This window comes from Mycolicibacterium bacteremicum, assembly GCF_002086115.1.
Classification (GTDB): domain Bacteria; phylum Actinomycetota; class Actinomycetes; order Mycobacteriales; family Mycobacteriaceae; genus Mycobacterium; species Mycobacterium bacteremicum.
On sequence record NZ_MVHJ01000013.1, the window covers coordinates 135,463 to 147,724 of the forward strand.

Here is a 12,262-nt window from a genome sequence, read left to right on the forward strand (position 1 = left end):
TCCTTTCGGCGGTGAAATCAACGGTGAATTCGACGGTGCGTGAGGAGGAGACCGGCGCGGGAACGTCCCGCAAGCCTCGACACGTGGGCGTCTGCTCCCCACGTGTGCGTGACGTCCCGCACCGGTTGGCCGGACTGCTTCTGACACCTCTGAGCCTGCTCGGCGGTCGCTGCCAGTTCGACGCCGAATGCTGCCAACTACTGCCAGGCGCAGGTCAGCGCCGATGCGGCCGAGGGACGAGGCCGAGGAGAAGCGACCTATCGACCGGAGTCAGCGCCGATGCGGCCGAGGGACGAGGCCGAGGTATCAGCTCGTCGACAGCACCTGCGCGCCACGCAGGTCGGCGGCGATCACCCGGGCCGCGGCGTTCTGCCAGTTGTGCAGCGAACGCTGCGGGACATCGGTGACCAACCACTGCCAGGCCTGCCGGGCCACCGGATCCAGCCCGGCCGCGGTGGCGTTCTGGGCGTAGGCGCGCACCCCGACGACGTACGGGAAATACAGCGAGTTGTAGTGCCGCCACTGTTCGCCGGTGCCGAAGTCGCCGCCGTCGCGCGGTTTGAGCGCGGCGATCCGGTCGGCCAGCAGGGCCCGCAGTTCGTTGGCCCGCTCCAGCGGTTGGTCCGCGGCGCCGCGGGCGGCCAGCCGCTCGTCGATGACCGGCAGCGCGGTCAACGGGCTGGCGACCAGTTTGGACAGGTCCCCGTAGTGCCCCAGCGCCCGGCGGGTGAGCCGGGCGAAGGTGTCGTCGTCGAGCTGATCCAGCGGGTTGTCCGATCGCAACGGCAGCGCTGCCTCGGTGCTGCGCAGCGCCGCCCGGTCGGCCCGCAGCGCCGGCGAGAACGTCACCCGGTCCAGCACTCCGGCCAGCGGATCGGCCAACACGTTGATGGCGATGGCAACGGCGAGGCTGGTGAACAGCAGCACCGTCAACGCCGTCTGCGCCGAATCCCCGGCGACCGCCAGCCCGATGACGGCCTGCCCACCGAACAGGACGGCGATCGCGGACGTGCCGAGCACCGACCGCAGCATGTCGGCCCGCAGCGCCTGGCCTTCGTCGAACGCATCCCAGAGTGCGACCGCCACTCCGAGCAGGGCTACGTCGAAACCGGTGGACGCCAACGCCAGCCAGCTCGGCAGCAGTCCGAGCGGGATGACCAGGATGGCGTTGCCGAGCGCGAAGAACAGCGTCGCGACCAGAACGAAACGGACCACCGGGACCGGTTGGGCGGGGCGCAGCATGGCGGTGACCATCGCGCCCAGCGACGGCAGCGACACCGCGGCGAACATCAGCCAGTGCCCGGCACGCAGCGGCCCGTCGACGCTGCCGGCCAGCGCGGCACCGGTGAACGCGACGGCGGCGACCGCGCACACCAGGGCGATCTCCCCCACCCGGCTGCGCCAGGTGTCGATGGGCCGGGACAGCTCGACCAGCACCGCGAACCAGAAGATGCCGGGCAGCACCACCAGGAACACCTCGATCTGGCTGAGCAACGCCGACCCGGTGACGACGCGCACGGCGTCCAGCGCGACGACGCCGGCGAAGCTGGTCAGCCCGGCCGCGGCCAGCACCAGCACCGGCTTGCGGGGGTCGCGCGCCAGCAGATACAACCCGAGCCACCAGCTGAGCGCGAAGACGACCGCCGACAGGCCCGCCATGAGCGCTACAGCCCGTGCCTGCGGTGTCGCATGGTGAAGTCGCGCAACGCGCGCAGGAAGTCGACCCGGCGGAATGCCGGCCAGTGCGCCTCGGTGAACCACATCTCCGAATAGGCGCTCTGCCACAACAGGAATCCGGAGAGACGTTGCTCACCGGAGGTCCGGATGACGAGGTCCGGGTCGGGTTGACCGGAGGTGTAGAGGTTCTCCGAGATGGCCTCGACGGTCACGGACTCGACGAGCTGTTCGGCGGTGGCTCCGTTGGCGAGTTCCTTGCCCAGTAGGCCGCGTACCGCGTCGACGATCTCTTGCCGGCCGCCGTAGCCGACCGCGACGTTGACCTGCAGTGCCCCGGGTGCCGCGGTGCCGGCCGTGCCCTCGACCGCGTCGCGCAGTCGACGCGCCGGCTCCTCGCCGAGCAGCTCCAGGTCTCCGACGGTGCGCACGCTCCAATGGTTGTCGGGCGCGCAGATCTGCTCGACGACATCGGTGATGATCTCGATGAGCTGGGCCAGTTCGTCCGGATCGCGTTGCAGGTTCTCGGTGGACAGCAGATACACCGTCGTCAGCTCGATGCCGGCGGCCTGGCACCAGCGCAGCATCTCGGCGATCTTGGCCGCACCCCTGCGGTAGCCGTAGCTGACATCGTCGAAGCCGGCGTCGCGGGCCCATCGGCGATTACCGTCACACAACACCGCGATGTGGCGCGGGAGCTCAGACCTGGCCTGCGCCAACTCGCGACGCAACCGCATTTCGTACAGCCGGTAGGCCGGCTCTTTGAGTCGCGGCGGAATGATCTCCACAGCCATCAAGACTACTGTGATGCCTGGGCTATTCCGTGCCACTCAGGGGAGGTGACATGTCCACACCGATCAACTCGAGCCGGCCGTACCGCTCAGCAGCAGTGCGCGCGGCCGAAGATCTGCCCGAAGCTGTCGCCGAAGGCGTCGCACAGTTCCTCGGACGGCCGCGGGCCCGCGGCTGGATCCACGTGTACTCGGCCGTCGTGGCCTTCATCGCCGGCGCCGCTCTGGTGGCGGTGTCATGGTCGATGGAGTCGACCCGGGCCGGCCTGGCGACCCTGCTCTACACGTTCACGATCGTGGCGATGTTCGCCGTCAGCGGGACCTACCACCGGGTGACCTGGACGTCGGCTCGCGCCCGCAAATGGATGAAGCGCCTGGATCATTCGATGATCTTCGTCTTCATCGCAGGCAGTTACACGCCGTTCGCCCTGCTGGCACTGCCGTCCGAGAAGGGCATGGTGCTGTTCTGGATCGTGTGGGGCGGTGCGATCGCCGGAGTGCTACTCAAGATGTTCTGGCCGTCGGCGCCCGCGTGGGTCGGCGTGCCGCTGTACCTGCTGCTGGGCTGGGTGGCCGCGTGGTTCATCGGTCCGATCATGGACGGTGCCGGGGTGGCCGCGGTGGTGCTGCTGATCGTCGGCGGCGCGCTGTATTCGATCGGCGGGGTGCTCTACGGGCTGAAGTGGCCCAACCCGTGGCCGACGACATTCGGTCACCACGAGTTCTTCCACGCCTGCACCGCAGTCGCGGCGATCTGCCACTACATCGCGATGTGGTTCGCCGTCTTCTGACCTTTCCGCCGAGCGTGCGTGTTTGCGGGCAACACGCCGGGTCATCGGGCGAGTTTGTGCACGCTCGTCGCGACGTATGCGCACGCTCGTGGATCAGCTCGACCCCACCGGTCCTCACTCCGCGACCCTGAGCGCGAACGCGCGACACCCCGGTGAGCGTGCGCGAACTCCGCTGTGCGGGCGGCGTGTCGGGTGCAGACACGCACGCTCGCCGGGAACGGGAGGCTAGAGCTGGGTGATGTTCGACGGGCCCCAGTACGCCTTCATCGACGTGATGAGTCCCTCGCCGTTGAACGTCATCACCTCGATGGGCTCGATGCGCATCGCCCCGCCCACGGTGATGGCGAACACGAATGCGGCCTCGGTGCCGCCGGCCCGGAAGGACAGCAGCTCGGTGCTCACCTCGACGCCGTCGATGTTCTTGTAGAACCCGGCGATGGCCTGCCGGCCGATGTGCACCTCGCCACCGCCCACCGGGTCCTCCAACGTGGCGTCCTCGGCGTAGAGCGCGGCCACCTCATCGGAACTGCCCTTGGCAGCGGTGTCGAGGTAGCGCTGCACGAATCCTTGCAAGACATCCGGCTCGAAGCTCATGTCCGGCCACGCTACACGGGGCGTCGCAGCGCGACATCAAGATCGGCGACGGTCGTCACGGGCAGGTCGCACACCCGGCCGCGGCAGACATAGGCCGCGTCCTTGCCGCCGACGCGGTCGCGCCCCATCAGCAGTTCGCCCGAGTCGACCGCACCCCCGACGACGACCGCTCCCCCGGGCGCCAGCGTGCGGGCCGCGGCCAGCAGCTGCGAGTTCGCCGGGTCGCAGGCCACCGCGATCTGGATCGGCCCGCGCACCGCGGCCTCGGCGACCGCGAGCCAATGCCCGCCTGAGCGTGGCGCTTTCGCCAACACCGTGGTCGCCGCGGCCAGCGTGGCGTCGGCGGCCGCCCGGTAGCGCGGGTCGGCGCTCAGGTGTGCGGCCAACTGCAATGCCTCGGCTATCGCCGACGCCCCCGCCGGGGTGGCACCGTCCAGCGGGTCGGCGGGTCGCAGCACGAGCGCCTCAGCGTCGTCGGCGGTGTCGAACCACTGGCCCGGATGCTGGGGATCGGCGAAGTGGTCCAACGCGGTGTCGAGCAGACCGGTCGCCACGGTCAGCCACGATGTGGTCCCGGTCTGCTGGTAGACGAAGCACAGTGCGGTGGCCAGTGTCGCATAGTCCTCCAGGATCGCCGCGCTGTCGCCGACCACGCCGCCCAGGCTGGCCCGACGCAGTCGGCCGTCGACAAGGTGTAGCGCCAGCAGTTGACGCGCACAGGTGACGGCGGCATTCAGGAATTCGCGGGAGCCCAGCGCCACCGAGGCCTCGATCAGCGCGGTGATCGCCATCGCATTCCACGCGGTCACCACCTTGTCATCGCGCCCGGGTTGGGGCCGCTGCGCCCGCGCCGCCCGCAGCCCCGCACGTACCCGCTCGTAGCGGTTCCAGTCGTCGGGATCGGCCCGCAGCTGCAGCACCGAGCTGCCGTGTTCGAACGTCCCGGTGGGGGTGACCCCGAAAAGTGCTGCCGCCCAGCCGGCGTCAGCTCCGAGCACCTCTCGCAACTGCGCAGGTGTCCAGACGTAGGTCAGCCCCTCCACCCCGGCGGCGTCGGCGTCCAGCGACGAGGTGAACAGTCCGTCCGCACCGAGCCCGTCGATGATGAACCTCGCGGTCTCCTCGGCGACCCTGCGCGCCAACGGATCCGATGTGCGGCGCGCCCAGTGCGCGTAGCAGCGCAGCAGCAGTGCGTTGTCGTAGAGCATCTTCTCGAAATGCGGCACCACCCACTCGGCGTCCACGCTGTAGCGGGCGAAGCCTCCGGCCAACTGGTCATAGATGCCACCTCGGGCCATCGCCGCGCCGGCCCGTTGCACTGCCGCCAGCGCATCGGATGACCCGGTGCGCTCGTGATGGCGCAGCAGCGCTTCCAGCAGCATCGACGGTGGGAACTTCGGCGCCTGCCCGAAACCGCCGCGGGCCACGTCCTCGTCGCGCAGCACGGCGGCGACGGCGTCATCGCACAACGTCGCCGCCAGCGCCGGACCGGAACCGGGCAGCCCCGCGCTCATCGCCCGCAGCTCACCGGCGATCTCGTCGGAAGCCCGTTCGACCTCGTCACGGCGATCCCGCCAGGTTTCCTTGACGGCAGAAAGGAGTTGTAAGAAGCCGTCTTTCGGGTAGTACGTGCCACAGAAGAAGGGACGGCCGTCCGGGGTGAGGAAGCATGTCATCGGCCAGCCGCCCTGGCCGGTCAACGCGACGGTGGCGTTCATGTAGACCGCGTCCAGGTCGGGCCGTTCCTCCCGGTCGACCTTGATGCAGACGAAATGGTCGTTGACCGCCGCCGCCACCTCGTCGTCGGCGAAGGATTCGTGGGCCATCACATGGCACCAGTGACACGCCGCATATCCGATCGACAGCAGGATCGGCACATCGCGGCGCGCCGCCTCGGCCAACGCGGCCGGCGTCCACTGCTGCCAGTGCACCGGATTGTCGGCGTGCTGGCGCAGGTACGGGCTGGTGGCCTCGCCCAGGGCGTTACCCCTTGGCGTCACCCTTGAACTCATTCGTCGTGCCCTCGTCGACAGCCTGGTCGGGTTCGGGATGCTCGGGGTCGAACGACTCCGGCAGCCGCTTGAGGTGCCGGTTCATCGAGAACACCAGCGCGAAGGTGCCGACCAGCAGCAGCACCAGCACCAGCAGGCCGACGGGACTGGCCTTACCGAAGTCCGGGCCGGTCTGGCGCGGCCCACCTTCCTCGGCGAGCAGGGTGGCGGCGATCAGAAGCAGGTCAGTCATGGCTCGATTCCGGCGAACAGGTCGGTTTCGGGCAGCTGCACGGCAACCCGGGACCGCGCGAGCTCGAACTCCTCGGTCGGCCAGAGTCGCTGCTGCCACTCCATCGGGGTGGTGAAGAAGAAGCTCTTGGGGTCGATCTGGGTGGCGTGCGCTATCAGCGCCTCGTCACGCTGGGTGAAGTACTTCGCGCATTCGATCCGGGTGGTCACCCGCTTCTCGACGATGTCCTCCTCGGCGTCCCAGTTCTCCAACCACTTCGCGAACGGGCCCTCCTGGCCGTGCTTGGTGAACTCGTCCTGCAGCACCTGCATGCGCTGCCGCAGGAAACCGTGGTTGTAGTACAGCTTGGACACCGCCCACGGCGGGCCCGCATCGGGGAAGCGCACGTGATCGGCGGCCGCCTCATACGCCGCGACCGACACCTCGTGGCAACGGATGTGATCCGGGTGCGGGTAACCACCGTTCTCGTCGTAGGTGGTCAGCACGTGCGGGCGGAACTCGCGGATCACCCGGACCAGGCGTTCGACCGGCTCCTCCAGCGGCACCAGGGCGAAGCAGCCCTCCGGCAACGGGGGCAACGGATCGCCCTCGGGCAGCCCGGAGTCGACGAAGCCCAGCCAGTGGTGCTCGACGCCCAGGATCTCGGCGGCGCGCGCCATCTCGTCGCGACGGACCTCGTGAATGCGGCCGTGCACCTCGGGGATGTCCATGGCCGGATTCAGGATGTCGCCGCGTTCACCGCCGGTCAGGGTCACCACCATCACCCTGGCGCCCTCGTCGGCATAGCGTGCGGTCGTCGCCGCACCCTTACTGGATTCATCATCGGGGTGGGCGTGCACCGCCATCAAGCGCAATTCAGTCATCGTCTCTCATCTAACGAAGGCGTCCCTCTCGCGTATGCCCGCCACCCCTATAGTTCCAGGTCTACGTGAAGCCACCGACCGACGGGCACCCAAAACCTTGACCATCGACCGCCCCGCCGCCCGCTACGGGCGTCAGAAGCTGCCCCGGGCCACCCGCCGTGGCCTGGTGATCGGCCTGTTCCTGCTGATTGTGGCGGTCGGGGTCGGCATCGCCGTCATCGCGTTCCAACGGTTCGGCACCGCGGATGCGAAGGGCGAGCTGAGCGGGTATCGGCTGATCGACGACCAGACGGTGGCGGTGACCATCACCGTGACGCGCTCGGACCCGTCGGTCCCGGCGGTGTGCATCGTGCGGGCCCGGTCCATCGACGGCGCCGAGACCGGCCGTCGCGAGGTCCTGGTCCCGCCGTCGACCGCCGACTCGGTGGTGATCGACACGGAGGTCAAGTCGACGAAACCGCCGGTCGTCGGTGATATCTACGGCTGCGGGATCGACGTACCGGACTACCTCGTAGCGCCCTGACGCGGCGGACGCAACGAACTGCGGGCAGCAAAATCATGAAAACCCGCTGACCCGGCGGTGGTAAGCTCGTCACATACACGGTTCCGCACTGGAGCCGTGTATTGCTGCATTTGCGCGCGATCGGCGCCTGCAACAGCGGCGATACACGACCTTTTCACGCGATACGTCGCGGGGGAAATGACCAACGACAGGAGCGCGAGGACATGACCGATACCCAGGTCACCTGGCTGACCGAAGAGGCCTACGACCGGTTGAAGGCCGAGCTGGATCAGCTGATCGCCAACCGGCCGGTCATCGCCGCCGAGATCAACGACCGTCGCGAAGAGGGCGACCTGCGCGAGAACGGTGGCTACCACGCCGCCCGCGAGGAGCAGGGCCAGCAGGAAGCGCGCATCCGTCAGCTCCAGGAACTGCTCAACAACGCCAAGGTCGGCGAGGCCCCCAAGCAGTCCGGCGTCGCGCTCCCGGGCTCGGTGGTCAAGGTCTACTACGACGACGACAAGAACGACACCGAGACCTTCCTGATCGCCACCCGCCAGGAGGGCGTCAGCGACGGCAAGCTCGAGGTCTACTCGCCGAACTCCCCGCTGGGCGGCGCGCTGATCGACGCCAAGGAAGGCGAGAGCCGCACCTACACCGTGCCCAACGGCAACACCGTGAAGGTCACCCTGATCAGCGCGGAGCCGTATCACGCCTGACGCCGTCCCCGATGGCCCTGATCGCCGAGGATCTGCTGCTGCTGCTCCTCGACAACGCCGCCGCCCAGCCCGGGCTCGAGCGGCAGCGCAGACACCGTGTGCTCGGCGCTGCGATACTGCTCGACCTGGCGTGGGCGTGCCGGGTGCGGCCCTCGACCGACGGCGATGCCGTTCCCGCCGGCCGCCTGGTCGCGCTGGCCGGTGACACCCCGCTGGACCCGGTCACCGGACCGGCGTGGACGCTGCTGACCCGGCGGCCGGCGAAGGTGGGCGCGGCCGTCGCCAAGCTCAGCCGCGACGCCGAACCGCACCTGCTGGGCCAGCTGGAACGCGCGGGCCAGATTCAGTGGGTTCCGTTGTCGGCCAGAGAGTTCGCCTATCCGCTGCGCACCCGTGCCCGGGTGGAACCGGCCCGGGCGGCGCTGCTGGCGGCGCTGTTCGATCGCCGGCCACCCTCGGCACCGACCGCCGCGGCCATCTCCCTGTTGCACGCTGTCGACGGCCTCGGCGCGGTGCTCAGCCTCAACGACCGCGGCTGGCGGTGGGTGCACGCCCGCGCCGGCGAGATCGCCCTGGGCAGCTGGATCGACGAGTCACCCACCGCACTGGCCGAGATCAACCTCGCGGTCACCATCTCAGCGCTGCGGCCGGTGCTGTCGTCCTGATCCGGCGAGCAGACGCAAAACTGCCTGTTTTCACGGTGTAGAGGGCAGGTTTGCGTCTGCTCGGCGGAGGAAGTGGCTACCGCAGCGCCTGTTCGATATCGCCGAGCAGGTCGGCGGCCTCCTCGATGCCGACCGAGAGGCGCACCAGGTCCTCGGGTACCTCAAGCTGAGATCCGGCGGTCGAGGCGTGCGTCATCGCGCCGGGATGCTCGATCAGCGACTCCACCCCGCCCAGAGATTCAGCCAGAATGAATATCTCGGTGCGGGCGCAGAAATCGCGCGCGGCGGCCACTCCTCCGCGCAGCCGCACCGAGATCATGCCGCCGAAGCCGGACATCTGCTTGGCCGCAACCTCGTGGTTGGGGTGGTTGGGCAGCCCCGGGTAGAGCACGGATTCGATGGCCGGATGCTCGACCAGGAATTCGGCGACCTTCGCCGCGTTCTCGCTGTGCCGCTGCATGCGCAACACCAGTGTCTTGAGGCCCCGCATGGTCAGGTAGGCGTCGAACGGACCGGGCACCGCACCGGCCCCGTTCTGCAGGAATGCGAACGCGGTGTCGAGTTCCTCGTCGCTGGTCAGCAACGCCCCGCCGACCACATCGGAATGCCCGCCGATGTACTTCGTGGTCGAGTGCAACACGATATCGGCACCCAGGGTCAGCGGCTGTTGCAGCGCCGGAGAGGCAAAGGTGTTGTCCACCAACAATTTCGCGCCGGCTGTTGCGGAGATCTCGGCGATGCCTGCGATATCGGCGATCGACAGCAGCGGGTTGGTCGGCGTTTCGACCCAGATCAATTTGGTCTCACGCGTCACCGCGGCGGCGACGGCGTCGAGCTCGGCCAGCGCGACCGGCGTGTAGCGAATCCCCCACTGCGTGAACACCTTGTCGATCAGTCGGAAGGTGCCGCCGTAGGCGTCGTCGGGGATGACGACGTGATCCCCGGGGCGCAGCACCGCCCGTAGGACGCAGTCGGTGGCCGCCATGCCCGAGGCGAAGGCCCGCCCGAAATCGGCCTGCTCGACGGCGGCCAGCGAGGCCTCCAGCGCGGCGCGCGTGGGGTTACCGGTGCGGGCGTACTCGAAGCCGCCGCGTAGCCCGCCGACGCCGTCCTGGGCGAAGGTGGAACTGGCATAGATCGGGGCGTTGACGGCACCGGTGGCCGGATCCGGGCGGAAGCCCGCGTGGATCGCCCTGGTCGCCAGACCCTGCCACCGGTGTGCATCGTGTGCACTGCGCTGTTCACCCATGCCGGTAAGGGTAGTCATTCTCCGACAAACGAAACGGGGTGGACCCGTTGCGGTCCACCCCGTCTCTTGCGCCGGACCCGGCTAGGGCGTCGGCGGTGCCACCTGGCCGCCGGTCAGGCGGCGGAAGGCGTACACCTGGAACAGGATCGCGACCGGCGCGGCCACCAGCAGGCCGACGTAGCAGACGAACGATCCGACGGCGAGGACCACCGAGTACAGCAGCCAGGCGATCAACACCTGGACGAAGTTGTTCTTGGCGATGTCGATGCTCGTCTTGATCGCGTCGATGGCCGACAGGTTGCGATCGATCAGCGCGACGGTGGTGAAGAAGGCGAAGATCGACACGATCAGGCCCGGGATGTAGCAGAGCAGGCTGCCCAGCGCGGTGGCGATCCCGACCAGCAGCGTCGCCACGATGACGGGACCGATGAGGCGCGGCTTGAAGAACGACCCGATGCTCACCGGCACGCCGTTGGCGATGTCCAGAACCCCGCCGATGTAGGCCGACGAGATGGCGGCCAACAACACCAACAGCAGGATGGTGCCGAGCACGATGACGAAGATGCTGGCTCCACCGAGGCCGGCGCTGTATTCGTAGCTGAAGCCGGTGTCGTAGGAGTCGTAGGTGGTCACCCCGCTCGGGGCCAGCGCCGTGGCGATCCCGAAGATGATGCCGGCGAGAACGCCGATGATCAGCGCGTAGACCAGGGTCGGGACGATCAGCGCGGCGGCGTTCTTGGTGAACTTGTTCCAGGCCCAGGAGAACGCATCACCGACGGCGAACTGGCCGGGGCCACCCGGGTAACCCGGCTGCGGGTACCCCGGTGGCGGCGGGGCGTAGCCGCCCTGCGGCGGGGGCGGGAACCCACCCTGCGGCGGGTTGTTCTCGGACGGCGGCGGGAAACCGCCGGGCGGCGTGCTGCCCGGCGGAGGAGGCGGTTGTGTCATGTCACCTTCTCGTGAGAATTGAGTACTGACAAACGCAGCGCCATCGGCGCGTGGGGTGAGCCTATGTCACGCCGGTGCCGTGGCGACGGTCAAGATCACATTGAATCCGACGGTGTCCTGTTCCTCGGCGTGGCTGCGGCCCAGAGTGTCTGCGCCGGCGCTTGGTGAATTCTTGGTGTCCGGTCACAGCGGCACGCACACCGTCTTGACGAGCTTGTCCGCCAGAGTCTGTCTCTTCGCATCCCACAGCGGGAACAGGAAACCGACGTAACAGATGACGGCGTCCACGGCATGGGCCAGCTGTCGCACGATCGATCTGCCGAATCCGATTGGCCGACCGGTGTTCTCGGCAACCACCTTGAACTTGAGCACGTTCTTGCCCAGGCTCGACCCCGTCGTCCCCTGTTGGTGACCGTAGTTCCAGATCACATAGACCACCGCCAGGATCCAGGTGACCGCGAAAGCCACCTGGCCCAGCGTCGAGGCCCCCGCGGTACAGAAGTCGCCGAGATCATCGGTGACGCACACCGTCTCGCGGGTACCGAGCAGCAGGGCATACCCGATGCCCTGCAGGACCGCGACCGGGATCAGATCGATGACGAACGCCAGCACGCGGTTGACCCACGGGGTGTACACCTCGGGCGGTGGCTGAGTCATCGGGCCCCTTCGGGATCGGGCTGGAACAGTGTCAGTTCGGCAGCGCTACCGTCTTCACCAGCTTGTCGACCAACGTCTGCGCCTTGGGATCCCAGAGCGGGAAGAGCACCGCGACCAGCCAGGGCAGGAAGCAGATGATGTTGGCCACCACGTAGATGAGTTGGCGTGCGATGGACATGCCGAATCCGATCGGCCGGCCGGTCGCCTCGCCGACGATCCGGAATTTCATGATGGCCTTGCCGACGCTGGACCCTGTGGTGCCCTGCCGGTAGCCGTAGTTCCACAGGTAGTACGCCAGCGCGAGCAACCCGCAGACCGCGACCGCCACCTGTCCGAGCGTGGACGCACCGGTGGCACAGAACTCACCGAGGTCGTATTCGGAAGTGTCGGTGAGGCATACCGTCTCCCGGGTGCCGAGCAGCAATCCATAGCCGATGCCCTGCAGGATCAGCACCGGGATGGCGTCGATGAGGAAGGCCAGTACGCGGGTGAACCACGGCGTGTATGCCGCTTTGGGCAGCGCACCGGCGAAGCCGGCACCGGGCGGGGGCGGCGGGGGGAAACC

General features: G+C 68.3%; 13 protein-coding genes and 1 pseudogene. 4 read left to right on the forward strand and 10 right to left on the reverse strand.

The window, feature by feature from the left end; all coding sequences use genetic code 11:
* Window positions 1–306: 306 nt before the first annotated feature.
* Window positions 307–1,659, reverse strand: a complete 1,353-nt coding sequence (locus BST17_RS17175) for a hypothetical protein (protein ID WP_083060075.1) — start codon at window positions 1,657–1,659, stop codon at window positions 307–309.
* 5 nt (window positions 1,660–1,664) lie between these two features.
* Window positions 1,665–2,462 (reverse strand): (2Z,6E)-farnesyl diphosphate synthase, encoded by a 798-nt coding sequence (locus tag BST17_RS17180; RefSeq protein ID WP_083060077.1) that lies wholly within the window; start codon window positions 2,460–2,462, stop codon window positions 1,665–1,667.
* A gap of 56 nt (window positions 2,463–2,518) precedes the next feature.
* Between BST17_RS17180 and trhA the strand changes: the two genes are divergently transcribed.
* Entirely contained in the window at window positions 2,519–3,256 is a 738-nt protein-coding gene (gene trhA, locus BST17_RS17185) for a PAQR family membrane homeostasis protein TrhA (protein ID WP_083060079.1), read from the forward strand.
* Window positions 3,257–3,481: 225 nt separating this feature from the next.
* Here trhA and BST17_RS17190 read toward each other — a convergent pair whose 3' ends face one another.
* Genes BST17_RS17190 through mca form a run of 4 tightly spaced genes read right to left on the reverse strand, consistent with a single transcriptional unit; the run spans window position 3,482 to window position 6,957 of the window.
* Window positions 3,482–3,850, reverse strand: a complete 369-nt coding sequence (locus BST17_RS17190; protein WP_083060081.1) for a nuclear transport factor 2 family protein — start codon at window positions 3,848–3,850, stop codon at window positions 3,482–3,484.
* Between the two features lie 11 nt (window positions 3,851–3,861).
* Window positions 3,862–5,850, reverse strand: coding sequence for a thioredoxin domain-containing protein (locus BST17_RS17195; RefSeq protein WP_083060082.1), 1,989 nt, complete (start codon window positions 5,848–5,850; stop codon window positions 3,862–3,864).
* Window positions 5,834–6,094 carry a hypothetical protein gene (locus tag BST17_RS17200; protein WP_083060085.1) on the reverse strand — a complete coding sequence of 87 codons (261 nt, stop codon included), beginning with the start codon at window positions 6,092–6,094 and terminating at the stop codon, window positions 5,834–5,836. The genes BST17_RS17195 and BST17_RS17200 overlap by 17 nt, the downstream gene beginning before the upstream one ends.
* A complete protein-coding gene (gene mca / locus BST17_RS17205) occupies window positions 6,091–6,957 on the reverse strand; it encodes a mycothiol conjugate amidase Mca (RefSeq protein ID WP_083060086.1) in 867 nt (288 codons plus the stop codon). The genes BST17_RS17200 and mca overlap by 4 nt, the downstream gene beginning before the upstream one ends.
* Before the next feature lie 97 nt (window positions 6,958–7,054).
* Here mca and BST17_RS17210 point away from each other — a divergent pair, with 97 nt between their 5' ends.
* From BST17_RS17210 to BST17_RS17220, 3 genes are all read left to right on the forward strand, one after another.
* Window positions 7,055–7,480 (forward strand): DUF4307 domain-containing protein, encoded by a 426-nt coding sequence (locus tag BST17_RS17210; RefSeq protein ID WP_083060088.1) that lies wholly within the window; start codon window positions 7,055–7,057, stop codon window positions 7,478–7,480.
* 203 nt (window positions 7,481–7,683) lie between these two features.
* Window positions 7,684–8,178, forward strand: a complete 495-nt coding sequence (gene greA / locus BST17_RS17215; protein ID WP_083060090.1) for a transcription elongation factor GreA — start codon at window positions 7,684–7,686, stop codon at window positions 8,176–8,178.
* A gap of 11 nt (window positions 8,179–8,189) precedes the next feature.
* The gene (locus BST17_RS17220; protein WP_083060092.1) at window positions 8,190–8,843 is read left to right on the forward strand and encodes a GOLPH3/VPS74 family protein; all 654 of its coding nucleotides are present in this window, start codon (window positions 8,190–8,192) and stop codon (window positions 8,841–8,843) included.
* A gap of 76 nt (window positions 8,844–8,919) precedes the next feature.
* Here the strand turns inward: BST17_RS17220 and BST17_RS17225 are convergent, their stop codons facing one another.
* The 4 genes and pseudogenes from BST17_RS17225 to BST17_RS17240 all read right to left on the reverse strand — a co-directional run.
* The gene (locus BST17_RS17225; protein WP_083060093.1) at window positions 8,920–10,092 is read right to left on the reverse strand and encodes a cystathionine gamma-synthase; all 1,173 of its coding nucleotides are present in this window, start codon (window positions 10,090–10,092) and stop codon (window positions 8,920–8,922) included.
* A gap of 81 nt (window positions 10,093–10,173) precedes the next feature.
* Window positions 10,174–11,040 (reverse strand): DUF2189 domain-containing protein, encoded by an 867-nt coding sequence (locus tag BST17_RS17230; protein WP_083060095.1) that lies wholly within the window; start codon window positions 11,038–11,040, stop codon window positions 10,174–10,176.
* A gap of 183 nt (window positions 11,041–11,223) precedes the next feature.
* Window positions 11,224–11,685, reverse strand: a pseudogene (locus BST17_RS17235) (RDD family protein); the annotation flags it as partial.
* 43 nt (window positions 11,686–11,728) lie between these two features.
* Window positions 11,729–12,262, reverse strand: a 534-nt coding sequence (locus BST17_RS17240) for an Rv1078 family RDD domain-containing protein (RefSeq protein ID WP_109750180.1), incomplete at its 5' end; no start/stop codon positions are given.

What these genes read in the sequence shown, in the direction of transcription:
- BST17_RS17175 (WP_083060075.1), bottom strand. Translation starts at nt 1,659, where the DNA reads ATGGCGGGCCTGTCGGCGGTCGTCTTCGCGCTCAGCTGGTGGCTCGGG.
- trhA (WP_083060079.1), top strand. Translation starts at nt 2,519, where the DNA reads ATGTCCACACCGATCAACTCGAGCCGGCCGTACCGCTCAGCAGCAGTG.
- BST17_RS17190 (WP_083060081.1), bottom strand. Translation starts at nt 3,850, where the DNA reads ATGAGCTTCGAGCCGGATGTCTTGCAAGGATTCGTGCAGCGCTACCTC.
- BST17_RS17200 (WP_083060085.1), bottom strand. Translation starts at nt 6,094, where the DNA reads ATGACTGACCTGCTTCTGATCGCCGCCACCCTGCTCGCCGAGGAAGGT.
- mca (WP_083060086.1), bottom strand. Translation starts at nt 6,957, where the DNA reads ATGACTGAATTGCGCTTGATGGCGGTGCACGCCCACCCCGATGATGAA.
- greA (WP_083060090.1), top strand. Translation starts at nt 7,684, where the DNA reads ATGACCGATACCCAGGTCACCTGGCTGACCGAAGAGGCCTACGACCGG.
- BST17_RS17220 (WP_083060092.1), top strand. Translation starts at nt 8,190, where the DNA reads ATGGCCCTGATCGCCGAGGATCTGCTGCTGCTGCTCCTCGACAACGCC.
- BST17_RS17225 (WP_083060093.1), bottom strand. Translation starts at nt 10,092, where the DNA reads ATGGGTGAACAGCGCAGTGCACACGATGCACACCGGTGGCAGGGTCTG.
- BST17_RS17230 (WP_083060095.1), bottom strand. Translation starts at nt 11,040, where the DNA reads ATGACACAACCGCCTCCTCCGCCGGGCAGCACGCCGCCCGGCGGTTTC.